The 22,257-nt window shown below is 40.3% G+C and carries 20 protein-coding genes, 1 tRNA gene and 1 pseudogene; 9 read left to right on the plus strand and 13 right to left on the minus strand.

Annotation, left to right across the window (positions count from 1 at the left end; genetic code table 11):
* Positions 1-69 precede the first annotated feature (69 nt).
* From ACLFKQ_RS26670 to ACLFKQ_RS26680, 3 genes are all read right to left on the minus strand, one after another.
* Positions 70-1,626 carry a primase-like DNA-binding domain-containing protein gene (locus tag ACLFKQ_RS26670; protein WP_449002687.1) on the minus strand — a complete coding sequence of 519 codons (1,557 nt, stop codon included), beginning with the start codon at positions 1,624-1,626 and terminating at the stop codon, positions 70-72.
* Between the two features lie 174 nt (positions 1,627-1,800).
* Positions 1,801-2,931, minus strand: a complete 1,131-nt coding sequence (locus ACLFKQ_RS26675) for a PriCT-2 domain-containing protein (protein WP_449002688.1) — start codon at positions 2,929-2,931, stop codon at positions 1,801-1,803.
* A 79-nt stretch (positions 2,932-3,010) separates the two neighbouring features.
* Positions 3,011-3,274: a hypothetical protein gene (locus ACLFKQ_RS26680; protein ID WP_449002689.1), complete on the minus strand. Its 264-nt coding sequence runs from the start codon at positions 3,272-3,274 to the stop codon at positions 3,011-3,013.
* Positions 3,275-3,514: 240 nt separating this feature from the next.
* Between ACLFKQ_RS26680 and ACLFKQ_RS26685 the strand changes: the two genes are divergently transcribed.
* The 3 genes from ACLFKQ_RS26685 to ACLFKQ_RS26695 all read left to right on the plus strand — a co-directional run bounded on the left by ACLFKQ_RS26685 (position 3,515) and on the right by ACLFKQ_RS26695 (position 4,709).
* Positions 3,515-3,982 (plus strand): helix-turn-helix domain-containing protein, encoded by a 468-nt coding sequence (locus ACLFKQ_RS26685; protein ID WP_449002690.1) that lies wholly within the window; start codon positions 3,515-3,517, stop codon positions 3,980-3,982.
* A 2-nt stretch (positions 3,983-3,984) separates the two neighbouring features.
* Positions 3,985-4,197, plus strand: coding sequence for a helix-turn-helix domain-containing protein (locus tag ACLFKQ_RS26690; RefSeq protein ID WP_449002691.1), 213 nt, complete (start codon positions 3,985-3,987; stop codon positions 4,195-4,197).
* 347 nt (positions 4,198-4,544) lie between these two features.
* Positions 4,545-4,709 (plus strand): hypothetical protein, encoded by a 165-nt coding sequence (locus tag ACLFKQ_RS26695; RefSeq protein WP_449002692.1) that lies wholly within the window; start codon positions 4,545-4,547, stop codon positions 4,707-4,709.
* Between the two features lie 130 nt (positions 4,710-4,839).
* Here ACLFKQ_RS26695 and ACLFKQ_RS26700 read toward each other — a convergent pair whose 3' ends face one another.
* A complete protein-coding gene (locus ACLFKQ_RS26700) occupies positions 4,840-6,054 on the minus strand; it encodes a calcium-binding protein (protein ID WP_449002693.1) in 1,215 nt (404 codons plus the stop codon).
* 1,179 nt (positions 6,055-7,233) lie between these two features.
* On the opposite strand from ACLFKQ_RS26700, the gene ACLFKQ_RS26705 reads away from it, so the two are divergent.
* Together ACLFKQ_RS26705 and ACLFKQ_RS26710 are read left to right on the plus strand one after the other, a co-directional pair.
* Positions 7,234-7,473 carry a hypothetical protein gene (locus ACLFKQ_RS26705; protein WP_449002694.1) on the plus strand — a complete coding sequence of 80 codons (240 nt, stop codon included), beginning with the start codon at positions 7,234-7,236 and terminating at the stop codon, positions 7,471-7,473.
* 3 nt (positions 7,474-7,476) lie between these two features.
* Positions 7,477-7,893 (plus strand): annotated as a pseudogene (locus ACLFKQ_RS26710) (PIN domain-containing protein).
* A 171-nt stretch (positions 7,894-8,064) separates the two neighbouring features.
* Here the strand turns inward: ACLFKQ_RS26710 and ACLFKQ_RS26715 are convergent.
* The 4 genes from ACLFKQ_RS26715 to ACLFKQ_RS26730 all read right to left on the minus strand — a co-directional run bounded on the left by ACLFKQ_RS26715 (position 8,065) and on the right by ACLFKQ_RS26730 (position 11,244).
* Positions 8,065-9,033, minus strand: coding sequence for a pentapeptide repeat-containing protein (locus tag ACLFKQ_RS26715; protein ID WP_449002695.1), 969 nt, complete (start codon positions 9,031-9,033; stop codon positions 8,065-8,067).
* A gap of 25 nt (positions 9,034-9,058) precedes the next feature.
* Positions 9,059-9,316: a hypothetical protein gene (locus ACLFKQ_RS26720; protein ID WP_449002696.1), complete on the minus strand. Its 258-nt coding sequence runs from the start codon at positions 9,314-9,316 to the stop codon at positions 9,059-9,061.
* Between the two features lie 188 nt (positions 9,317-9,504).
* On the minus strand, positions 9,505-9,738 hold the full coding sequence (locus ACLFKQ_RS26725; protein ID WP_449002697.1) for a hypothetical protein: 234 nt from the start codon (positions 9,736-9,738) through the stop codon (positions 9,505-9,507).
* A 273-nt stretch (positions 9,739-10,011) separates the two neighbouring features.
* Positions 10,012-11,244, minus strand: a complete 1,233-nt coding sequence (locus ACLFKQ_RS26730) for a hypothetical protein (protein WP_449002698.1) — start codon at positions 11,242-11,244, stop codon at positions 10,012-10,014.
* A 410-nt stretch (positions 11,245-11,654) separates the two neighbouring features.
* Between ACLFKQ_RS26730 and ACLFKQ_RS26735 the strand changes: the two genes are divergently transcribed.
* On the plus strand, positions 11,655-15,254 hold the full coding sequence (locus tag ACLFKQ_RS26735; protein WP_449002699.1) for a WD40 domain-containing protein: 3,600 nt from the start codon (positions 11,655-11,657) through the stop codon (positions 15,252-15,254).
* A gap of 1,066 nt (positions 15,255-16,320) precedes the next feature.
* Here ACLFKQ_RS26735 and ACLFKQ_RS26740 read toward each other — a convergent pair.
* Both ACLFKQ_RS26740 and ACLFKQ_RS26745 read right to left on the minus strand, forming a co-directional pair.
* A tRNA-Leu gene (locus ACLFKQ_RS26740) sits at positions 16,321-16,402 on the minus strand.
* A 134-nt stretch (positions 16,403-16,536) separates the two neighbouring features.
* The gene (locus ACLFKQ_RS26745; RefSeq protein WP_449002700.1) at positions 16,537-16,875 is read right to left on the minus strand and encodes a P-II family nitrogen regulator; all 339 of its coding nucleotides are present in this window, start codon (positions 16,873-16,875) and stop codon (positions 16,537-16,539) included.
* A gap of 133 nt (positions 16,876-17,008) precedes the next feature.
* On the opposite strand from ACLFKQ_RS26745, the gene ACLFKQ_RS26750 reads away from it, so the two are divergent.
* Entirely contained in the window at positions 17,009-17,752 is a 744-nt protein-coding gene (locus tag ACLFKQ_RS26750; RefSeq protein ID WP_449002701.1) for a DUF1995 family protein, read from the plus strand.
* Positions 17,753-17,774: 22 nt separating this feature from the next.
* Here ACLFKQ_RS26750 and ACLFKQ_RS26755 read toward each other — a convergent pair whose 3' ends face one another.
* Both ACLFKQ_RS26755 and gshA read right to left on the minus strand, forming a co-directional pair.
* Positions 17,775-18,263, minus strand: coding sequence for a tRNA (cytidine(34)-2'-O)-methyltransferase (locus ACLFKQ_RS26755; protein WP_449002702.1), 489 nt, complete (start codon positions 18,261-18,263; stop codon positions 17,775-17,777).
* A gap of 148 nt (positions 18,264-18,411) precedes the next feature.
* The gene (gene gshA / locus ACLFKQ_RS26760; RefSeq protein WP_449002703.1) at positions 18,412-19,551 is read right to left on the minus strand and encodes a glutamate--cysteine ligase; all 1,140 of its coding nucleotides are present in this window, start codon (positions 19,549-19,551) and stop codon (positions 18,412-18,414) included.
* 267 nt (positions 19,552-19,818) lie between these two features.
* Here gshA and ACLFKQ_RS26765 point away from each other — a divergent pair, with 267 nt between their 5' ends.
* Both ACLFKQ_RS26765 and ACLFKQ_RS26770 read left to right on the plus strand, forming a co-directional pair.
* Positions 19,819-20,043 carry a hypothetical protein gene (locus ACLFKQ_RS26765; protein ID WP_449002704.1) on the plus strand — a complete coding sequence of 75 codons (225 nt, stop codon included), beginning with the start codon at positions 19,819-19,821 and terminating at the stop codon, positions 20,041-20,043.
* Between the two features lie 74 nt (positions 20,044-20,117).
* Positions 20,118-20,864 (plus strand): DUF561 domain-containing protein, encoded by a 747-nt coding sequence (locus ACLFKQ_RS26770; RefSeq protein ID WP_449002705.1) that lies wholly within the window; start codon positions 20,118-20,120, stop codon positions 20,862-20,864.
* Between the two features lie 217 nt (positions 20,865-21,081).
* Here ACLFKQ_RS26770 and ACLFKQ_RS26775 read toward each other — a convergent pair whose 3' ends face one another.
* A complete protein-coding gene (locus tag ACLFKQ_RS26775) occupies positions 21,082-22,221 on the minus strand; it encodes a DegT/DnrJ/EryC1/StrS family aminotransferase (RefSeq protein ID WP_449002706.1) in 1,140 nt (379 codons plus the stop codon).
* Positions 22,222-22,257 lie beyond the last annotated feature (36 nt).

The following is a 22,257-nucleotide window of genomic DNA, read 5'->3' on the forward strand; positions in this document are numbered from 1 at the left end:
ACACTTACTTAAAAAAGGCGGCCTTGATTTAACCGCCCCTCAAATCAATTTACTCGACGAGAATTCAACCTACCATTTTCTGGCCTGTGCCAAAAGTTCTTTTTGCGCCTCATTTAGTTTCGATTCATCGATGGTCTCATAGATTTTTCGAAGTTTGGGCTTTTGAGTCCGTCTACGTTCATGAATACTTTTTAAAACGACCTCATCATAAAATAAAATGGCAGTTTCTATCTCAGCCAAGTCGGGGTCAGAGTCTACTTTACTTGGATCGAACTTCAAGAGATTTTTGAGATTGCCTTCGCTTTCATGTTCCGAGCAATATCCTACAGAACCATAGTAACTTGCTTGACTAAATAAACCTTCGACCACTTTGATGTAACCTATAGAAGCCGGACGCCTTTTCCCCTTAATGGTTGTGCGTTTTAGATACAAGTGTCTCAGCTCCGATTGAACAGTATTGCTAAAAGAATTCATCGCCATTGGTCTATATCCTTTGTTATCACAAAACAACTTGTAATATTTATGCAAGTCGGAGATTGTTACAAATTCAGTACTACGCCCCGTTAATAATACGCACTGATCTAAGAATTGTTTTACTGGATCGCCAAAGATGGTAGCTTCTAAGGTCGATTCCCTAATAATCTCATTAGTGCCCGCATTCTGGATGAGCTCCAAGGCTTCTTCCTTCGGCATTTGTAAGGCCCAGGAAGCAATTTGTGCGCTAACATCTTTTAGCTTCTGTTCTAAATAAATATCGGGTTGACCTTCTCTGGGTTTTGTGGGTAATTGCAGAACTCTTCTTGCCCAACCGTCACTGGAACTACCGACTTTTAAAGGAGTGACCGAACCTACTATAAATCGGACATTCCAACGTTTGGTAATGGTATGACTGGCGTATAAATTTCTGCCACTAAGGATTCCATTGTCAACTAATTCATAGAAACCAGTGCAGTTACTGGTAAACCCACTCATATCTGGCAGTGCATAAATAGACTTTCCCGATAATTCCTGCATCACTTTATCTGGTTTATTAAAGCAAGTGAGGTCGTTACCCGAACCGACTGATATCGGACTCAACATCGAAAGCAATAAACGAATAAAAGTTCCCTTGCCACTACCAGAAGGTCCAATCACATGAACGAATTTGCCATAGGGAAATGTGGGGTCGAGATACATTTTATAAACGGCGCGAAGATAAGGAATTAGTTCCTCGCCAAATGCCGAAGTAAAAAATTCTCGCGCCACCTCTGGCAATTCTGCGCCCTCGACATAATCGCCGACAATCTTGTAAATTAGATAATCGTCCTGGTTATGACCTGGCGATAGGACATTGGTACGAATATCCAAGGTACCATTGTCAAACGCAATCAAATGGGCGTTACTCATATTGATATCGCTATGGCTGTGCAGGGATTTAAAGAAATTCAGCCCGCTAGTTACATTATGTTTGGTCGCAAATGGATAGTATCTTTTTTCGGAGTCATCGAGCCGATAAAACTTCTGGCTTTCTCTAGCGATATGAGTCATCATCGCTTCATCATTTACCATCGTCCAATGAGTGCCAGTCCATTCATAGCACTTTCCTCCCAGGCTGATGTAACCTTGTGATTCTAGGACTTGCGCCAAACAAGATTGGAAAGTACCAATCCGCGAACTTACAAGATAAAGAGCTATGCTATCAGACTCTAACTTTGGGAAAAGTTTCTCTATGTGTTTGCGAACTTTATCCCAGCACCCGCAGTACTTTTCGATCACAGTCCCCAGAGTAATCGCTTGCTCGGAGGTATTAGTTAAACTAGCTCAACGAGAATGATTCTCCTCTCGATTGTAGCTATCGGATTGAGACGACCATTTATCCCAAATATCTTCGATTTCTGCTTCTATATTTGGATGCTTTAAAGCTTCATATTTGAGCGCGCAAGTAATCTCGAACCAAGAGCTTTCTGCATCGCAATCAGATTCGGAAACTATTTCGAGACAAGCAATTATTTTTTGTAGACAGTCAATGTCCTCTTGAGAATAAGCGTCGTAATCTATCTGGTAGTCGAGCGCCTTTTGTGGCTCAGAGCCTTTAGCTGACTTAGTATTTTGGAAATTTGAAATATCTACTATATTGTTCGAGGGTTTTGTTACCTTTTTAGTTTTTTCAACGGATTTCTGTTTCTTAGTTTTAACGGTTCTTGCTGGTATCTTGTTTCTTAACTCTTCATAGGAGTACTTAATACCAGACTCGGCGTAAACTTCGGAGTAATTACCAGTCTCGGAATGCTTAAAACCGACTAAACGTAATACGCGAGGCAAATCCTTGATACTTTGGTCGGCAATAGGACAGAATGCCAGAGCATCTTCCTGCATTTGCTTCCATAAATTAGTATCAATGGGTTCTTTGTAAGCGTAATAACAGTGTAAAGACTTATTTCCTGTGAATACCGCTACTGTGGGTATTCCGAATTTATCAACCATTATTTGATACTGCTCGTCAATTGGGAGCAAATTTCCTTGCTCGTCTTTGTCTATCTCAAGCATTAAGGCACGACCGACTTTTACGTCCTCAGCTCTATGACCGCCACCATTAACCACAAAGTAGACGTTTTGGTTTTTGACCTCATTGGATTTTTTCAAACCACTCATGAGACTACTTAACTGACCACTTTTGTTCTCAGAAAATTCTCCAATAACGCGGACGAAAATAGTGTCTGTGGGATGATAGTTAAGAAGCCTCAAGAACTTCAGATTTACTGTCTCTACTCTTTTTAGGACATCGAAGTTTTCAATATGTAGTCTATGACCCTCTGAGACTAAAGTATTTTTGACCACTTCAGATGTCTCCATCTCTGTCTGTGTAAGACTTATAGAGTTCGATGACAGACTATTTTCTGGTACAATGGAACTATTGATAGCCACTTGAGGCTCTAAAATTGAATTTTTCATTTTTTAAGTAGTAAGTTTTCTCTGGGGGCGAGGTGACGCTTTAGCCCCCGAATTTTTTGTCCAAAAATAGTTACAACTTTCAAATAATGGTTGGCACCCTCGCCGCAGAACCTGGAGCAATTTGCTCTCCACACAAACCCTGCAAAGTTTTTTGGAACTCAGTATTATTTCCCAAACTAGGAATTGCGCCGCGATTGATTAGCGCGTTAGATAGTGCTTCGCGAATAAAGAAACTACGAGTCTTGAGTTCGTTACTTGCCGCAATATCGATCAGTTTTAATAAATCTGGATGTAAACCGAGCGAAATTACTTCGTTCTTGGGATTGGGATGCTTATAAACCATGTGAAATTTATTTATTTTTTGAGCGTCAGATACTCTTACACAGGCAAAATGTCTACTAAATGTCGTGCTTGAAGGGGATTAACGATTTTGCGTGGTTTGGAGGCTTAATATAGATAAAAACAAATAGTTACTATAAGAAAATTTTATAGGTATCTCGCAATCGCTGTTGATTAAATTTCCAGTAAAAAATTTAGGGTAAGAATCTTTGTCAACAAATTAAAATTAACTACCCTAAATCAAATGATCCAAAACACCTTAGACGTACTTCTCAGTCAGCGAGATTTAACCGTACCCCAGCTTTCGAGATTATCGGGAATCAAAGAAGTGACTTTATATAATCTGGTCAATAACCCTGATGTTTTACCTACTGCCAACACTTTAGATAAATTGTGCCAAGTTTTTGAAGTAACGGTAGGTACATTAATCGTCCACATTACCTTGGCGGATGAGGATGAATTTAGAACCTTAACCCCCGGAACACAGAAATACAGTTACTGGTGCTACCGAGGATATTGGGTTTGGAAAAAACATAACGAGTGCCAAAACATCAAACCTCTTACTGATTATCATCTGCCAATCGTAAATCTAGACATTGTTAATTGGGAGTATGCTTGTTCTCCTGTTTATGAGCCTGAGTTGACGTATTTTCAGAATGTCGATGAGAGGTTATTGCAAGGGATAAAAGCTGAATGGGGGGTTAGTGCTTAAAGATGATATTTAACAAATTACAAATACTGCTCGAATCACATAATGTAACGGCATACGCCGTAGCACGAGATCTGTTGCTGTATCCTCAGACTATTTATCAATTGGCAAAAGACCGAGAAAAACTTCCCAAGAGTTATACCCTCGATTTGATTTGTAGTTACTTCGATTGCGATGTAGATGATGTTCTAGAATTTGTACCACAAAGGGAAATCTAGCTTAATGAATTAGCGGCAAAATCTTGAGGGGGTATCAGCGAATTTCAACGGTAAGTAAGAGTCAAGAATATTTCCTGACTCGAAATAATTGTTTGGTTGAGTCCAGGTTTTAGCTACCTGAGCTTTTATTAATTGGTAGTAATAAAGTACTGATGAGCTCGAAAACTCAACCTATCTAGTTTTTTCTCCCTCGCTCTCTTCCAAACATTAAAAATCATTGGGCAACGGGCTCCCCATCTTGTCTTGTCGCCGTACTATAAGTCCTGGAAACACGGAAACATCGGAATTGAAAGAATTGAGCCTCTAGAAATCCCGATGTTCCGATCGCATATTACATTCTAGGAATTATGATATCACGGGACATTAGAACGAACAAAGGTCTTGCCGCATCGAATAACCTATCGAGCGATATTTGGAAGCGATTGACGATAATTAAGACCGAGGCTTGGTTTGATACGGTTAAGGCGATCGCCAAAGAACATCAGGTACGGGCGAAACTTGAGAACCGATAAAAGAGCGCGCTTCTTCGTCCAGTTACAGTTAGTTGGAAATTGTACAAGGATTAGCTAATCCTTAAATGTGTATACATAGGATGCAAGCTTGAAGGTAAAGATGGGACTGTTGAAAGGGATTTGATGTGGGCTACACCATAGAAAAATCGTTGTTAAGAATAAGTCCCTGCACATTTTCAACAATGCCGATTAGCTCGGAAATACCTTGTGGCTGTGTAATAAAAATCTCTATGTTGACTCCAACCTGATTCAAGCTATAAGTTCCATTACCTCCTGGAAGCTTATGTAGTTGAATTAAGTCTTGACCCTGCTGAAAATCTTGAATTTGAGCATAACCCTTACGATCATCATTGGTATAAAAAGGCGCATTTTTATTCCCTAATACAAAAACATCATTGCCCTTGCCACCCATCAAAGGATCTATTGCTTCCAGGGTAGTTGGAAATGATCCCGCTAAAATATCATCACCATCACCGCCAAATAGCAGATCGTCGCCGTCACCTCCAACTAGTTGGTCATTGCCATTTCCACCGAATAATTCGTCATTACCTTCGTCATCATGTAATATATCGTTGTCGTCCCCCCCTTTGAGATTATCATTACCAACACCACCTAATAGATAGTCATTGCCGCTACCTCCTTCCAGAAAATCATTGCCACTTCCGCCAAACAGCTCGTCCTTGTGATTACCCCCCTTGAGAGTATCATTGCCTTTAGCACCTGCTAGCGAATCGTTGCCATCACCTCCCTCTAAAGAGTCGTTGCCGTCAGGCAGTTCGACAAATTCTATTTTTCCTTCTAGTTTCTTGACATTACCACCGATCAAATTGTCATTGCCTTTACCGCCCTTCAGGGTGTCGTTTCCCTCGTCACCGAGCAGAATATCATCACATTCCTTGCCAGATATAACATCGTCACCACCAGCACCTGTTATTAGATCGTTGTTTTTTCCGCCAGTTAGAGTCTCATCTTGCTCTTTACCATAAAGATCTTTACCCTTACCACACTTATGTGGAACGGGTTCGGAATTAGGTTCGGGTTCGGGTATTTCTTCTATGGGGAGAAAAAAATCCGTTACCCGCGTATCTTCGATTGGATCGAAAATTGGTTGATTATTAATCCCTCCATCTTCTGATAAAAAAGTAGACTCAGTTATAAGGGAATCGGAAGTAGGATTAGTAATCAGTTCTAATTCATTGTCTTGGGGTTGAGATTCTTCCAATTTTGAGATTAGGGACAATTCAGATACTAATTGCAAATCGTCTATGGAAGTGGTAAGTAGTTCATTGTTTTGAGATAAAGCAGTAAGGTTGTCTGCCAATAAGTTGTCAGATAAAAGATCCATCTTTTTTCTCCTTTTTTAAATACAAAGTATTTTTTTGTTTGACATTCTCATGCTGCCAATTTCTCTCTAGCTGCGACCGTCGGAAAAGTCGGAGAAATGCACGCAAGAATGTCGGATGTTTGAAAACAATGATTTTGAAACGCTAAAATCTCTTGATTTGATTGCCAAGGCATCAAGATAATTTAAAGCCATACTGTTTGGTTGTCATTGCCAGATTTTCCTGCTTTGGCAATGGTTAGGTTAACTGCCAAGTAACAACTTTATTTTTATCAATCAACCAGATTCACAAAATTATTGATTAAACGCGATGCTAATTACTGACTAATAAGTGTGTTTTGGTCAGTCAGGTAGATTTGCTCGATCATCGATTCAATACGATGATATTTCTCTCAAAAACATACTCGCTATAGTCAGCTAAATTATCGAGTCCGACGAAGTTGAGTAAAATCTCAGCGACTAACCACACAAGTATTTTTACTAGCCATTTTTTCCTTTGCTTGTTCATGGGTCTCAAAGCCGAAGGTGTCTTCAAAAAAGAATGCTGTATTAGTAATTGCGTAATAGCAATTTTTACTTATGTGTTTTTTCGATCGATATAAGCTTTGTAATAGTGAATTTGTTCTTCAGCGGTCTGGTCACATTGCCTGGTAGTTTTATTGGCAGTAAAAATTAGAAAAGTGAGAACTGAAGCAACAATTGTGTTTGTCAATAATTTCATCTGCTCTTGTCTTTATTGCTCAATCGACTAACAGTTACATCCTGCCAATACTCATAAAGCCTTGACCGTCGGAAAAGTTTGAACAATGTAGGCAAGAATGTCGGATACTTGGAAAGAGTGATTCTAAACGCAAATTGCTGCTACTCAATTAACCGATACAAGTTCAATCTATTATCCGATCGCTCTCGGTCAGACTTAGGCTGGGATACTTTAGTCGCAATCGCTTTTATTAAAGATAGATCGAATCAAGTAAACTCGTCGCTCGTTTAGATTAGATTCAACTCTAGAGCGATCGCCTGAATCAACACCAGTTCCAAGAAAGTAGAAAGCGAGATCGCACGAAGACTTTGAGACTCAATAGTTGCGATCGCTTTGGGCGATAAATTTTTGTAAGAAGTGGAACGAGTGATCGGTTATCCCATTAATTTAAAATTAGAAACAGAATATTGAAATCGTGAATCGTGACATTAAAAGAATTGCAAAAACAAGCTTTACAATTACCAATTAGCGAGCGTTGGCGGTTGGTTCAGTCTCTATTGACTTCTATCGAGCATGAAACGCAAGTATCTACTTTTCCTATTCCCGAAGCAAAATCGATCGCTGACGATCTCCATCCTTGGACTCAGAGTCTGATTGGTATAGTTCAAATTGATGACGAAAATTTTCAAGAATCATATGTAGATTATTTAGAGGAAAAATAATAGTTGAGGCGGGTTCTATTTGATAGTGCCGTATTGCTTGATGTTTTAGCAAAACGACAACCATTTATTGTTGCTTCTGCCAAAGCATTAAACACCGTTGCTTTAGGGTAAATACAAGGATACCTTTCAGGTCATGCTGTCACCAACATTTTTTATATCTTACGTCGTCAAGTTGGTAATGAAGTCGCTAAAAAACTAATATCAAAGTTATTACAGCGTATTCAAATTGCTAGCGTTACGGATGAAGTGATTAGAGCTGCGCTACAAAGTCCGATTACAGATTTTGAAGATGCGGTAACGAGTGAGGCAGCTAAAGCTATAGGATTAGAAATTGTCGTTACACGAAATATATCGGATTTTGTTAATTCTGCTGTTCCTGCAATGCTTACAGAAGATTTTTTAGCAATTCTATCTACTTAAGACGAGTAAACGTGGTTCTTTTTCTATTTTATTTGCTTCTACAATTGTTCTCTTTTAGACAATGCGATCGCCTTAATTCATCTGGTTGTAGTTATTTTAAAGCGATCGCCTGAATCAATAACAATTCCAAGAAAATAGAACGGCACATCTTACTAACCATTTTCCCAAAAACTAGCAACCCTGCCGAGATTCTGTACCATCAGGCATTTTTGCTCCACACAGATTAATGTCTTTCCATTTTTCAAACCACTCGTTATTTGTTTGAGTTCCCCTCAAGTCTGCACTACTCAAATTAGTTCCAGAAAATTTAGCGGAGTATATATTCGCATCACTCAATTGAGAGCCAATCAATTTTGCATTATTAAAGTTGGCAAAACTTAGGTAAGTACTTCTTAGATCGGTGTTGTTCAAGTTGGTATTGATTAATTTCGCACTCCCTAGGTTAGCCTTCCATAGATTGGCATTGCTTAATTTTGCTAGGTTTAAAATAGCATTACTTAAGTTGGCTTCTTGCAACTGAGCTTTTTTTAGATTTGCTAATGACAAGTTGGCATAACTCAGATTGGTTCTTTGCAACTGGGCATTGCTTAAATTACTACCAATAAGTTCAGCGTTGTATAAGTTCGCACGTTCCAGGTTAGCCCTGCTTAATTTGACATCTTTCAGACTAGCACCACTCAAGTTAGCACCGCTTAAGTTGGCTTCTCTTAAATCTGCACCAACTAAGTCAGCATTACTCAAATTGACTCCTATAAGATCGCACTTTCGACACTTTTTTGTTTCTTGGAGACTCTTAATATTTGTGGCAATTTTAGTTTCTTCAATCTGAGATTTAGCTTGAAAAGCATTTGTCGAGTCTGAGCCTGATTTGTTTTCAGAGGTTGACAATGAATCTATTTGCGGAGTTAGAGCAACTGAGTCTCTAGAAAATTTAGTGATTATAGTTGGTAGCACTTGCTCTTGAACGACTTCTAAAGTAAGCTTAATTCCAGTTCCCGCTACAAATACAGTAGCTATAGCAGGTAGCAAGCTAACACCGACTGTTAGCCAATTACCACTAGCAATGTTGACATTGATATGTCGAATGTAGTCACGTCCAACTTGAATTAGATCTCTACCAGCATTACCATCTTGTATCATGATTAGTCTGCCTCCATTGTCAAAATTATATTGAAAAACTTTTTATGGAATTGGGTGAAGCTTTTTGTAGTTCTGATTGGGTATTGCTTATGTTTTGCTTTAACCCTACGTTAATTGCCCATGCTAATCCCCCCATTGCAAAAACACCAATAATGAAAAATGAAATTAAAAAATTCATATTCGTAGTGTTAGTGTTGATGTAATCTCTACCAGCTTGAGTTAAATTGCCTCCTTGATTATTTGCTTTTTGGTAAGGACTAAGATTTAATATTTGTTCGTTCATTGTTGTTTTGAGAAATTTTTAATTAATTACTGTAATATTCACAACTAAGGAATAGAGATCGCCAGAAGTAATACCATTTCCAAGAAATCTCAAGAAAATAGATTCTAGATTTTTACTCTGCTTAAGTAATAATTTTGGCTGCTAGCTGACGATCTCTAGATTATTTGTGAAGCAAGTATGCGTCAGATTTAACATAATGTTGGATCGATCGCGCAACGTCGGAAGCGATCGTTAGTTGGTTGCAAGACTACATCTGTTTTTAGTAATGGTCTTGGCTGGCTATCGGTTTTGATAAGATTTCGATCCGAAATTGTTAACATTCCACCTGATACTTCAGTCAATTCTTTTATCGATATGTCGATTAACTCTCGATGGGTTAATTGCTCAATGCTTATTCTACTGTTGTTTTTGTTGTTTAACATTATATTGACTCCTTATGTTTCTATTTTTTTGTTGATTTGTGTGATTTTGCAATGCGTTTGGATTTCATTACTACTATTGATACGAAGTAGCGATCTCCTAATGAAATCGGTTCTGTTTGAGGATTAGAGAGATAAAGCGATCATCCTTCAAGAGGGGAATAGGATAGTTGCGATTATTTAACTTCAAGGGAAATTATTTGCATAGACGGTGAGTCAATGAAATGTAAAGCACCTAAAATATCGGTGCTATAACAATACCAATGCTTACATTAGCTATTCTTTCAAGCCAAGACCTTTTTTAACTTCACCAACCGTCTCATCAAATATATCTTTAGCTGCCTTCTTTGCCTCAATCTCGAATGGTTCGGCGACTGCCGCGCCAATTTTTCCTCCAGCAGCACTACCAGCACTTGATATACCACTCTTGAGCATATCCAGAATTATCTCAATTGTCCATTCGCTCCAATCGCGTACAATTTTGACTGCAGGTTTCAGATTTCTTTTTCTAGTAATTTCCTTTTTTTGTCCTTCACCACGGTATCTTAATTCTGTCCAGCAATCTCCATTAAAGTCAAACAACTCAACATCAACAGAGCAACAGCAATCAACGCGAGTATAAAGCTTATTATAGGCTATGCCTTTCATAATCAGTGTACGTGAAATAATTATCTGCACAGTGTGGGTCGATTGTGTTTTAACAATGGGCTTTCCATAAACGATTGTGCCATTCCATGTTGGTTCCAATCGGACAGGAGCAATAACAGTTCCTTTATGTTTGCAAATAGGTTTACCTACTGGAGTACATCCCTTGTTTGCTTTACCCGTCATGATATAACAGTCATCTTCATATCCGCCAGGAAGCTCAACATCTTCTTCATCGACTTTACCAGTTTCCGAGTCTTGTTCTCCAGTTAAAACGCCATCACTATTACGAGAAACGAAACTTTGCTGGAGCAGAGATCCTTCTGTCGTTAAATCTGTCGTAAAGCCAATATCGAAAGTATCAAATTTTTCTGGAAATTCATTTGCATAAGGTTCTTGTAGCTTCTCTTCAATCTTCTCTTTGCTTGCTTTCCTAATTGATACAATTGGTACTGATGAGCTAGAAATCTTTCCTGTAAATGGTACTTCACCTTTTTTCCAGCCAGATTTAGGTAGAGAAACTGATTGAATCGGATTAAACTCCGAGCTAGGCATCACTTTGAACTCTTTATTACGCTCGACCAAATATTGTGTGATTTTCTCAGATACTTCATTTGATGGAGGTTCACTGGGTTTACTGTCTTTTAGTTGTTTGACTGCATAGCGGATACCATCCGTAGTCACGATATCTAAGTTCGAGTGTTTGATAATTTTCTCCATATAATTGCTTTGAAAATTTGCAATTTCGGGAGTCTCACCTCCTTCAATAGCACTTACAGCTAGTTTTTCTGGATTGAAGGAACCTAACACCTTCCCGGAGGAGTTTAAGACAATGGATTCTTTAGATTCTGAATTGGAAAACATGATTTATTTCTCCTTTTTGAAGTTTATAAGTGATTCTTGCGAGAAGAAAGTCAATGAAAATTTTTTGTTTTTGTTTTAGTGAATATTGGCTTTCATATTCCAATCATGCCAATCCCTCCAAGGCTTTGTCTGTCGGAAAAGTCAGGCAAATGTAGGATAGAATGTCGGCTGGTTAGATCGAGTGATTTTGAAAGGCAAAATTTTTCTATTCAACTAACTAAAAAACTTTTAATTACTAAAGCTTTCAGCTTATTTTTATCAGTGCAACAATAAACAAAATTCACTTATCTCACTCACGTCAAATAAAAAGTTCTTTATCTGTGTAGAATGAAAATCTGGCAGGGAGTCGTAAAATAAAGGGAGAATTTGGGAGTAATTTCAGTGGTTCAACTCCCAAACTTTTCCCAGTCATGAACTTGGAAGAAGTACTCAACCTGGTAGATACAGCCCTCTGCAACCAGACGGGTAAGAACCTTACGGCATTGCAAAGAGAGATTTTGCAGGGTTCTTGGAATGGGAAAACCTATCCTGCGATCGCCCAAGTTGCCTACTGTACGGAAGGTCATGCTAGGGATGTGGCGGCGGAATTATGGCGTGAATTATCAGAAGTATTGGGAGAAAAGGTTGGTAAGAAGAGTTTTAAGCGCATTCTGGAAAAGAAAATAAACTCAGGAGAGTTATTACCCCTATTGGGGGATGTTCCCAAGCAACATTGCGATTGGGGAGATGCCCCAGATGTGGAACTGTTTCTGGGACGCACAGCAGAATTAGATACTCTTCAGCAATGGCTTGTCGTCGATAACTGTCGGCTAGTAACTCTCTTGGGTATGGGGGGAATAGGGAAAACCAGCATAGCTGCAAAACTAGCTCATCTGCTTGAGTCTGAATTTGAGTTAATTATTTGGCGTAGTCTGCGTAATGCTCCTGATATATTGGATATCTTAGCTGAATTGATTCAATTTCTCTCTCAGCAACAGGAAACTACTTTCCCAGAACGCTTGGACGGCAGAATCTTACGCTTACTTGAGTATTTACGAACTTCTCATTGTCTGTTGATTTTAGATAATGGGGAATCAATACTAGAAAGTGGGGTACGTACGGGTAGCTATCGAGAGGGATATGAAGGTTATGATCAATTGTTCAAGGCTGTGGGACAAACTAGCCACCAGAGTTGCTTATTAATGACTTCGCGGGAAAAACCCCAAGGATTGAGCAGTTTGGAAGGGGAAACCTTACCTATTCGTTCTCTACAACTGTCTGGTTTGCCTTCAGAGATCGGACAGGCAATATGCGATCGCAAGGGTTCTTTCTCTGCTTCTCCCGCTCAGTGGCAAACCTTAACTAATCGTTATGCTGGCAATCCCCTGGCATTAAAAATAGTCGCCTCAGCGATCGCCGATTGGTTTGATAGCGATATTACTCGCTTTTTAGAGCTATTAGAACGAGATTCTTTTCTATTTGACGATCTTAACGAGCTTTTAGGGGAACAGTTCGATCGCCTCAGTGCCAGAGAACGAGAAATCATGTACTGGTTAGCGATCGATCGAGAACCAGTATCCTTTAAAGAATTAACCGCAGATTTAGTTACTAAAGTATCACCTAGCGAAATCATTCAGGCGATCGCTTCTTTGCAACGTCGTTCCCTAATTGAAAAAACTGCCAGTGCCGTGACTCAGCAATCAGTGGTGATGGAATATGTGACCAATAAATTAATTAAACAGGTATGTGCCGAGGTTATTTCTGGAAAGATCGATCTTTTTAACAGTCACGCTTTAATCAAAGCACAAGCTCCAGATTATGTCAGGGAATCGCAAATTCGCCTTATCCTCCAACCAGTAATCGAACGCGCGATCGCTATTCTTGATTCTCCAGAAAACCTGGAAAATTTCCTCCGACTACTTCTAGACAAGCTACGCTCAAAATCCCAGCCAGTTAAAGGTTATGCAGGGGGCAATATTCTCAATTTATTGTGTCAACTAGGAGTAGATCTAACAGGTTTTGATGTTTCTCGATTAACCATCTGGCAAGCCGATCTTCAAGAAGTAAACTTGCGATCGGTCAATTTTGCCAACTCAGATTTAGCTAAATCGGTTTTTAGTGAGACCTTGGAAAGTATTTTGTCTGTGGCAGTCAGTTCAGATGGTCATCTGTTAGCAACTGGAGATGTTAACGGTCAAATTCGCCTTTGGCAGATGCCTTCAGCTAAATCACTTTTAACTATTAAAGGACATGACAATTGGATCCGCTCAGTTACTTTTAGTCCCGACAGTCAAATCCTTGCCAGTAGCAGTTACGATCGCACTATAAAACTATGGAATATTAACAACGGTAACTGTATGAGAACCTACACGGGACACAATCATGGTGTTGCTTCAGTTGCTTTTAGTCCCGATGGTCAAATCTTAGCTAGTGGCAGTTACGATCGCACTATAAAACTATGGTCGGTAAGTGAAGATAAGTGTATCAAAACCTTCACTGAACATACAGACTGGGTTAATTCTGTTGCCTTCAATCCTGATGGTCAAACCTTGGCTAGTGGCAGTGCCGACCATACAGTAAAACTATGGGATATAGGCAATGGAAACTGTCTCAAGACTTATGCAGGACATGCTCATGGTATTTCTTCAGTTGCTTTTAGTATGATTCCCATTAACCAAGTAGAGGGAGTGATTTTAGCTAGTGGCAGTGCTGACTGTACGATTAAGTTATGGTCACTTAGAAGTAATAACTGTATCAAAACTTTTACAGGACACAGAGAATGGATTAATTCTATTGCCTTCAGTTCTAATGGTCGTACCCTAGCTACTGCCAGTGCCGACCGTACAGTAAAACTTTGGGATGTAGGAAGTGGTATTTGTCTTAAAACATTCATTGGACATAGTAATGCAGTCTGGTCGATAGCGTTTCATCCTCGCGATCGGGTTGTAGTTAGTGGTAGTTTCGATCAAACTGTCAAACTGTGGTCTAGTCGCACTGGTAATTGCCTCAAAACATTTACTGGACATACTAATTGGGTTCGTTCGGTTGTCTTCAGTAATGAAGGTCAAACTCTAGTGAGTGGTCATACAGACGATAAAGTGAGGATTTGGGATCTTAAGAGTGGTCAATGTCGTCAAACTCTTATTGGACATAAAGCTCAGGTTTGTGCAGTTGCCATGAGTGCTGATAGCAATATCCTCGCTAGTGGAAGTTACGATGAAACTATTAAACTGTGGTCTATTTCCACGGGCGAAAACTCAAACACTCTCACCGGACATAGTGGTTGGGTATGTTCTATAGCTTTTAGTAACGATAGCAAGATTTTAGCTAGTGGTAGTTTTGACCATACAGTAAAGCTTTGGGATGTTAGAAGTGGTAACAGTGGTAACTGTCTTAAAACTTTTACCAGTCATGAAAATGTGGTCTGGTCAGTTGCGTTCAGTCCTGACGCTCGTATCCTAGCTTCTGCCAGTGCCGATAATACAGTAAAGCTTTGGGATGTTAGCAGTGGTAACTTCCTCAAAACTTTTACCGCTCACGATAATGTGGTTTGGTCAGTAGCAATAAGTCCTGATGGTCGTATCCTAGCTTCTGCTAGTGCTGATAACTCAGTCAAACTCTGGGATATAGAAAGCGGTGACTGCCTCAAAACTTTTATCGGTCATCAAAATTGGGTTTTTTCCGTTGCTTTTAGTCCCGATGGTCAAACTTTAGCTAGCGGTTCTCACGATTTCACAGTCAAACTCTGGGATATCAAAACAGGTGAATGCCTCAAAACTTTTGCTGGTCATACAAAAGAAGTATATTCAGTTGCCTTCAGTAGCGACGGTCAAACCCTAGCTAGTGGTTCTCAAGATGGAACGATTAAACTGTGGAATGTCAAAATAGGTGAGTGTCTTAAAACTCTTAGAGCCGCTCGACTTTATGAAGAAATGAACATTACAGGAGTTACAGGTTTAACTGAGGCTCAAAAAGACACTTTGAAAACTCTTGGTGCGAGAGAAACTAGAACAGTTGAAAAGAATCTTTGACTGATTAAGAAAAATTAAAGTGTCACTTCTGTCACTCAAACTGTCACTTTTGGTCATTACCCGAAACATATACCCTCTATGCATTTCACGAGTTTCAATTAATTTTAGTGACAGTTAGTGACAGTACATTTTTGAGAAGTGTCACTTGCGAAAGCTCGTCCCTATATAGCTTTGAAGTCAAAAAGTGACCGAAACGCTGTTTTTTGACCGAGCACTCCCCTACTTATCTTTTTCCTTACCTATCCCTATCCCTCTCCCTACCTCCTCCTTATCCCATAAAGTACTTGCAAAGTCTTTCTTAAAATAAGTGTCATTGTGTTACTAAATTGTCCCAAACAACGGTATGGTAATGCTTTCGCTTAGTGACAGTTCTAAAATTTATCTGTCACTAAAAACTTTGGAAAAGACACTCAAACAACGGTATGGCAATACTTGCGATTAGTTACAAAAAGTGACAGTAAAGTGACAGTTTGAGTGACAGAAGTGACACTTGTCCCTGAATAAAACCGCCGCTCGAGAAAAAGCAGCGACACGCACTGCGCTTTTGGTTGTAACTATCGCTTAATTATTACTGACTACATATTGATAACCAAGGTCGCTTCTTACCGAATATTGAAGATAACAAGGTAAACGTTCTGGAAGCACCGCACCTCTCTCATATCAAACGCTTCCAATTTAAATAGCTATTAATCCTCATACGTACCCTATAATTCCTCGCGCGACACCTCTATGTCTGTCAGATTGCCTACGGGTCTAGTGTCCTGGTGTCCAATATCCTTGGGAGCGCCTTATTGCTGGCAACTTAACATTTTGTTACATAACCATCGCTGGTAACCCACATTTCCAGAGTCAGAGCGGATTTACGCAGTGAGCTTAGCTAACTTTCAGAACAAGATGGCGATTTTTCTTTTGAGTTTAGCTGGCAACCGGATCTTGTTTGTAAACATATACTACAACTACGTATTATATTTGGGTAATAATTGGGTAAAATTCTAACTTAGTCCAGCCAAGTTAAATCCATTTTCTTTGATTGATGGACTCTGAAATCATTGCGGTGTATACTTCATGGGCAAAGTCGGACTCGAACCGACACGTATTGCTACGCCACATTTTGAGTGTGGTGCGTCTACCAATTTCGCCATTCGCCCGCAAGCTTGAGTTGTTTAAGCTCATCAGGAATAATCATAACATATATAAATTTATAGTTTCGAATAATAAATAATGTCTAGGGAGAATAGACAAGTTGAACTCAGTTCCTTACTCCCTAGAACGATAGGCTAAATCAAACAGCCTCTAAATTTTTTTCTCCCGTGCGAATTCGAACAATTTGGTCTACGGGATGGACGAAAATTTTACCATCACCAATTTCACCAGTTCTCGCCGCAGCGATAATTTTATCTACTACCATATCTACTTGAGCATCTTCAATAACAATTTCGAGTTTAAGTTTTTGCAGAAATTCAACAGTATATTCGGATCCTCGATAGCGTTCGGTTTGCCCTTTTTGACGACCAAAACCTCTAACCTCTGAAACGGTCATTCCGACCACTCCAGCATTGACTAGAGCGATTTTAACTTCATCTAATTTAAAGGGTCTAATAATAGCTTCGATCTTTTTCAAAATTCAGTCTCCTATTTCTACCGATAAATTTTATGTATATTATTCTACGGTTATTTATGTAATTAGCTAGCTTGTTGGTAACATCTTCAATAAAAGTTTTATGTTCGATCTCCCGAGATCTCTAAAAAATTCTATGAATACTTTTCCTCAAAACCTAGACGAAGCAGTAGAACAAGCCAAAGTAGCGACTAAAAGCGCGATCGCCTATGGTTACGGTCGCATTCAGGTGGAGCTTTTAGTTGCCGAAATTGCCCTTAAGGCTCAATTACTAGCTTTAGAATTTGCCGAAATGTTTGAAGAATACGGTTCTGGTGTCAAAGTGATGTTTCCCGATACGGGTGCGGCAATGTTGGCAAAGCGGGACTGGGGAGAAAAACCCTTTCAGGTAACGGATATGGGTAGCCGCTTTACTTCTATTGAGACTCAAGTTAGTCCGGAAGATCGACTGTTTATTGTAGTTTGTCCTTCGGCAGTAGAAGTCGGTCGTGCCGAGGAACTCTGCAATCTAGCAGGCGATCGTCCCGTAGTTTTCTTGATTCCTCAGTTAGAAGATGTCGCTGTGGTGGGCATTGGTTACACAGCTAGACAAATACGCAAGCGTTTTATCAGCACTATTTACACCAGCTATTATTTTCGTCTTTTAGAAGGCGCGGCAATTCTACGCCGTCATCCTGCCAAGTGGCAAGTTTGGCTAAACACTGACACTGGTTACGAACTAGCTACGGAATTGAATAATAAGCCTATAGGAGAAGACTTAGACCTTTTGTTATCCAAATTGTCCGATTCTGAGGTACAGGGGGATAGTGCTCGATCTCAACGCAAAAAATCGGGAATTTTAAGTAATTTACAAAATTTTCTGCGAGCACTAAGTCAGTAAAAGGCAATATTTTAGTTCGGAGTTAATAGTTATCAATAACTCCTAATTCTGAACTTCCAACTCTCAACTGTCGTAAAGCTTCGAATAAACCTACAGCGACGCTAACGGAAAGATTGAGACTGCGTACTTCAGGCTGAGCGATCGCAATTTGAAGAGTAAGATCGCAAGCGTGAAGCATTTCTGGAGGTAAACCTGCTGTCTCGCAGCCAAACAATAACCAATCATCATCTCTATAATGACAGTCTAAATAGTCATGTTGACCTCTGACGCTAAAGCCGAGCAGTCTACCTCCTCGTTGCTGATGGAGTTGTCGAAAAGCAGCTAAGTCTTGATGGTAGTGTAGATTTACATAAGGCCAATAGTCCAAACCCGCTCTTTTTAAATAGCGATCGCTAATTTCAAATCCTAACGGTGCGACTAGATGGAGTTCGGTTTTAGTAGCGGCGCAGGTACGAGCTATGTTGCCAGTATTGGGAGGAATTTGAGGATTAACGAGAACGACACGGGGCATAATTAATTAGAAACTAAAAAGTATAAATAAAAAGGAAAATGTTTCTCCTAGTCTTCCAGTCTACCTGTCACCTTGTCCTACCCTGGTACTTCTGCTTTCTCTGCTTCTGGTTCTTATCTTTTCTTTCCTTCAAGTAACCCGAGTTCACTTACGCTACTAAAATTTCTCGGCAGACAGCATCTTCTAAGTCTCGTTCTTGCTGAGCCATATTTTTAATTTCCTGTTGGATTATATTAGGAATGTCAATTCCCTGTTGGTAAAGTCCTAGCCATTGTTGAGCTTTATTTCCAGAGCGCAAGATTTTTTTGAGAGGAGAGAGAAAACAGCCAATGCCGTTAGCTTTAGCCACGGGATAAACTTCCCGATACATTTCCTGAATCCAATCTCTAGCAATGATTTTATTACCGTCTCGCCAATGGTTTAATTCCGCATCGAGACTAAATTTAGCGGCAGCAGTTTCGTTAGCATCGGTAAGAGCCACTAAGTCTTGAGAATGAGTAACCTTGAGGGGATCGAGAGTAGGATCGCCAAACATCTGTAACAGTCTAGCTTCTATAAGAGTGGTAACGGCGAGTAATGCCAGGGGATCGACGATGAGATCGCAGATTCTCAATTCTAAACGGTTGAGTTTATAGGGACGGCGGTCGCCATTAGGACGTACGGAACTCCAGAGATGGCGTACATTCTGCATCGTTCCAGCGGCTAGCTGAGCTTCCGTCCAATGCACGAAATGAGCGTGACTTTCAAATAGAGGTACGTGGTCGGGAGTTTTGGGAAACATTTGCCAGCGTGTAGAGTGATACCCCGTAGCTTGACCCTGGAAAAAAGGAGAAGAAGCACTCAAAGCTAAATATAACGGAGCTTCGACCCGAATTAAACGACAGGCTTTAATCAACAAATCGGGATCGCTAATACCCAGATTAATATGCACGCTGGCGGTAACAACTTTAATTCCGTAAGTTTGTTCGATATAGTCATGGTAGGGATTATTGGGATCGGAACGATAGAAGCGATCGCTTTCTACTAAAGAGAGTGTACTCCCGGGGATCAAAGTGTAATTACCCAAGCTTTGCAAATAGGCTCTTAATTTTTGTCGCGGTTTGAGTAGAGCGCATAAGGCGCGATCGTAGCTACAACAAGGAGCGGTTGTATACTCAACATTACGGGTATCGGGTTCGCGTACGAAGCCGTCTAAAGCTCGAACTATTTTATCTGACAGCCCGACGACCTCTCCTTGAGGCGTACCGGTATACATTTCTATTTCAAAGCCTTTAGACAGTGTTACCATGTTGTTTCGCGATCGCTCTTTTACTACTTGTGGTCTTGCTTATAACTATTAAACAAGAAAAACTTACACAACTTAATATTATTGATTGAAAAAACCAATACCGATCGAAATAATTTTAGGTTAAAGTGTCAAATGCATATGTAACAATAGTTTTAGCTACTATTATGGATAAAATTGTCTTCACAAAACTCTGGGAGACATGTTTGAGGCTCTAGTTTGAGCTAGAATCTCAAATTGAAAATAACCAAAAATTTATAACTGAACTTTATGACAACTCTTTTGCCATCAGAAGATCGACCTGTTGCTGTTGCTTGTACCAAGCACTATCAGTCTAGCTCGAAAGTGGGTAAATGCTATCGAGCCGACCGACAAATCAAATATCTCCACCTCAAAGCAGAAATAGACTTACTCTGGCAAAAACTGCAAACTCTTAAGCAGCAGAAACAAGATTTAGAAGCTCAATTATCTACTCCAACTCGTAAGTCAGATTAATCCAAATAGCTAAGTAGTTTTAAAATAATTCCATTGCAACTGTAGCAAGTAAGATTTTAGCCAAGGAAGTAAATATGACTATTAATTCTCAACTCGCACGGGCTTTCCAGCAAAAAAAAGCTCTGAAAGTAATTAGCGGCTTAAACAACTTCGATCGCCAACGAGTAGGAGCAGTTGTCAAAGCGGCAGCAGCAGGAGGAGCGACTTTTGTCGATATTGCTGCCGATCCTAACTTAGTAAAATACGTTCGCAGTCTGAGCGATTTGCCGATCTGCGTTTCTGCTGTCGAACCAGAACTATTCGTCACTGCAGTAGCAGCTGGGGCAGATTTAATTGAAATTGGCAATTTTGATAGTTTTTATGCTTCGGGGCGGCGTTTTGAAGCAGCAGAAGTACTCGAATTAACTAAGCAAACTCGGGCTTTACTGCCCGAGACAACTCTTTCGGTCACCGTACCTCACATCTTAGCCTTAGACAAACAGGTAAAATTAGCTGAAGCTTTAGTTCGAGCGGGAGCAGATTTGATTCAAACCGAAGGCGGTACGAGCATTCATCCAGTTCATCCAGGAGTGAGAGGATTAATCGAAAAAGCCGCTCCAACTCTGGCGGCAGCTTACAGCATCGCTGGTGCGGTAAACGTACCCGTGCTTTGTGCTTCGGGCTTATCTAGCGTTACCGTCCCTATGGCGATCGCGGCAGGAGCATCCGGTGTTGGTGTCGGTTCGGCAATCAATCAGCTCAATAGCGAAGTGGCAATGATTGCTGCGGTTCGCAGTCTAGTAGAAGCTCTCAACCCAAAACCCGCTTCGGTTACTCAATAGACTTGACTTGTTGCGAATTAAGCTACAAAAGTAGCTAAAACCCTTGTGAATCAAGGTGTTCAGCGATTTGCGAGCGCAAACAGCCGTAAACCTTAACTTGTAAGCTTTTCAGCCGTTTCAAATTTTATTACGCAACTAAACTAGGTAAGAGGTAAGAGGTAAAAGGTAAGAAAGTATCAAAATCTTTACCCCTCAACTCTTTCCTCTCGATCCATCCCTAACCCACAGTGCTTAGTTCCAACAGACTGTCTTTGAGACTGTAAACCACCTGCTGTTGTTCTTCAAGGGAAATCCCAGAAAACATCGGTAAAGATAAAACTTGACGGGCAGCTCGTTCGGCATTGGGGAGTTGCCCTTCTTGATAGCCTAAATTACGGTAGACTGGCTGTAAATGTAAGGGGAGAGGATAATAAACCATCGTCGATATCCCTTTTTGCTCTAGCCGCTCCCGTAAATCGTCTCGAAGGTTGTTGGTATGAGTATTTTCTAGGCGAATCGTATATTGATTCCAAACGGTTTTACCTTCTGGTAAAGCAGACGGTAATTTAACTCCAGCAATAGGCTCTAATAATTTTTGGTAATAGGCAGCCGCTGTTATGCGTTGTTGGTTCCAAAGATCTAAATAGGGTAATTTGATGCTCAAAATCGCAGCCTGTAGGGCATCGAGACGGCTATTAATCCCCGTAACGTCGTGACGATAGCGCACCTGAGTGCCATGTTCTCTAAGCATTCTGACTTTACGAGCGATCGCCTCGTCATTAGTAGCCACTGCCCCGGCATCTCCACAAGCACCTAAATTTTTCGTGGGGAAAAAACTAAAGCACCCTATATCACCAATGGTGCCAATTTTTTGCTGCTGCCATTGGGCTCCTGTGGCTTGGGCGCAGTCTTCAATAACGTAGAGATTTTCTGCTTTGGCGATCGCCATTAAGCGAGTTAGATTTAACGGTTGTCCAAACAGATGAACGGCAATAATTGCTTTAGTGCGTTTGGTAATTGCCTCAGGCAGGAGATCTAAATTCAAGTTAAAGGTGTCATCAATATCGACAAATACGGGTTTGGCACCAACTCTAACGATCGCTTCAGAAGTCGCCACAAAAGTAAAAGGAGTCGCGATCACTTCATCGCCTTCCCCGATATTTAAGGCTCTCAGAGCCAAATAAAGAGCATCGGTGCCAGAATTACAGCCAACGCTGTGGCTGATGCCCAAATAGTCGGCAAATTGCCCTTCGAAGGAAGTTACAGCCTCCCCACCAATATAACGCCCGGAATTAAGAATTTTTAATACAGCTTTGGTAGCTTCTTCGCCGATCGACTGGTGTTGTCTGGTTAAATCTACTGGTGGAATTTTAATCACTCGCTTTAGCTGAAAATTTTTATATAGATGATAAAA

Source organism: Myxosarcina sp. GI1(2024) (assembly GCF_053543375.1).

Excerpts from the sequence above, each read along its gene's own strand:
- ACLFKQ_RS26685 (WP_449002690.1), top strand. The coding sequence starts at position 3,515 with ATGATCCAAAACACCTTAGACGTACTTCTCAGTCAGCGAGATTTAACC.
- ACLFKQ_RS26725 (WP_449002697.1), bottom strand. The coding sequence starts at position 9,738 with ATGTTAAACAACAAAAACAACAGTAGAATAAGCATTGAGCAATTAACC.
- ACLFKQ_RS26695 (WP_449002692.1), top strand. The coding sequence starts at position 4,545 with ATGATATCACGGGACATTAGAACGAACAAAGGTCTTGCCGCATCGAAT.
- ACLFKQ_RS26680 (WP_449002689.1), bottom strand. The coding sequence starts at position 3,274 with ATGGTTTATAAGCATCCCAATCCCAAGAACGAAGTAATTTCGCTCGGT.
- ACLFKQ_RS26715 (WP_449002695.1), bottom strand. The coding sequence starts at position 9,033 with ATGATACAAGATGGTAATGCTGGTAGAGATCTAATTCAAGTTGGACGT.
- ACLFKQ_RS26770 (WP_449002705.1), top strand. The coding sequence starts at position 20,118 with ATGACTATTAATTCTCAACTCGCACGGGCTTTCCAGCAAAAAAAAGCT.
- ACLFKQ_RS26730 (WP_449002698.1), bottom strand. The coding sequence starts at position 11,244 with ATGTTTTCCAATTCAGAATCTAAAGAATCCATTGTCTTAAACTCCTCC.
- ACLFKQ_RS26690 (WP_449002691.1), top strand. The coding sequence starts at position 3,985 with ATGATATTTAACAAATTACAAATACTGCTCGAATCACATAATGTAACG.
- ACLFKQ_RS26735 (WP_449002699.1), top strand. The coding sequence starts at position 11,655 with ATGAACTTGGAAGAAGTACTCAACCTGGTAGATACAGCCCTCTGCAAC.
- ACLFKQ_RS26720 (WP_449002696.1), bottom strand. The coding sequence starts at position 9,316 with ATGAACGAACAAATATTAAATCTTAGTCCTTACCAAAAAGCAAATAAT.
- ACLFKQ_RS26700 (WP_449002693.1), bottom strand. The coding sequence starts at position 6,054 with ATGGATCTTTTATCTGACAACTTATTGGCAGACAACCTTACTGCTTTA.
- ACLFKQ_RS26755 (WP_449002702.1), bottom strand. The coding sequence starts at position 18,263 with ATGCCCCGTGTCGTTCTCGTTAATCCTCAAATTCCTCCCAATACTGGC.
- ACLFKQ_RS26675 (WP_449002688.1), bottom strand. The coding sequence starts at position 2,931 with ATGAAAAATTCAATTTTAGAGCCTCAAGTGGCTATCAATAGTTCCATT.
- ACLFKQ_RS26765 (WP_449002704.1), top strand. The coding sequence starts at position 19,819 with ATGACAACTCTTTTGCCATCAGAAGATCGACCTGTTGCTGTTGCTTGT.
- ACLFKQ_RS26750 (WP_449002701.1), top strand. The coding sequence starts at position 17,009 with ATGAATACTTTTCCTCAAAACCTAGACGAAGCAGTAGAACAAGCCAAA.
- gshA (WP_449002703.1), bottom strand. The coding sequence starts at position 19,551 with ATGGTAACACTGTCTAAAGGCTTTGAAATAGAAATGTATACCGGTACG.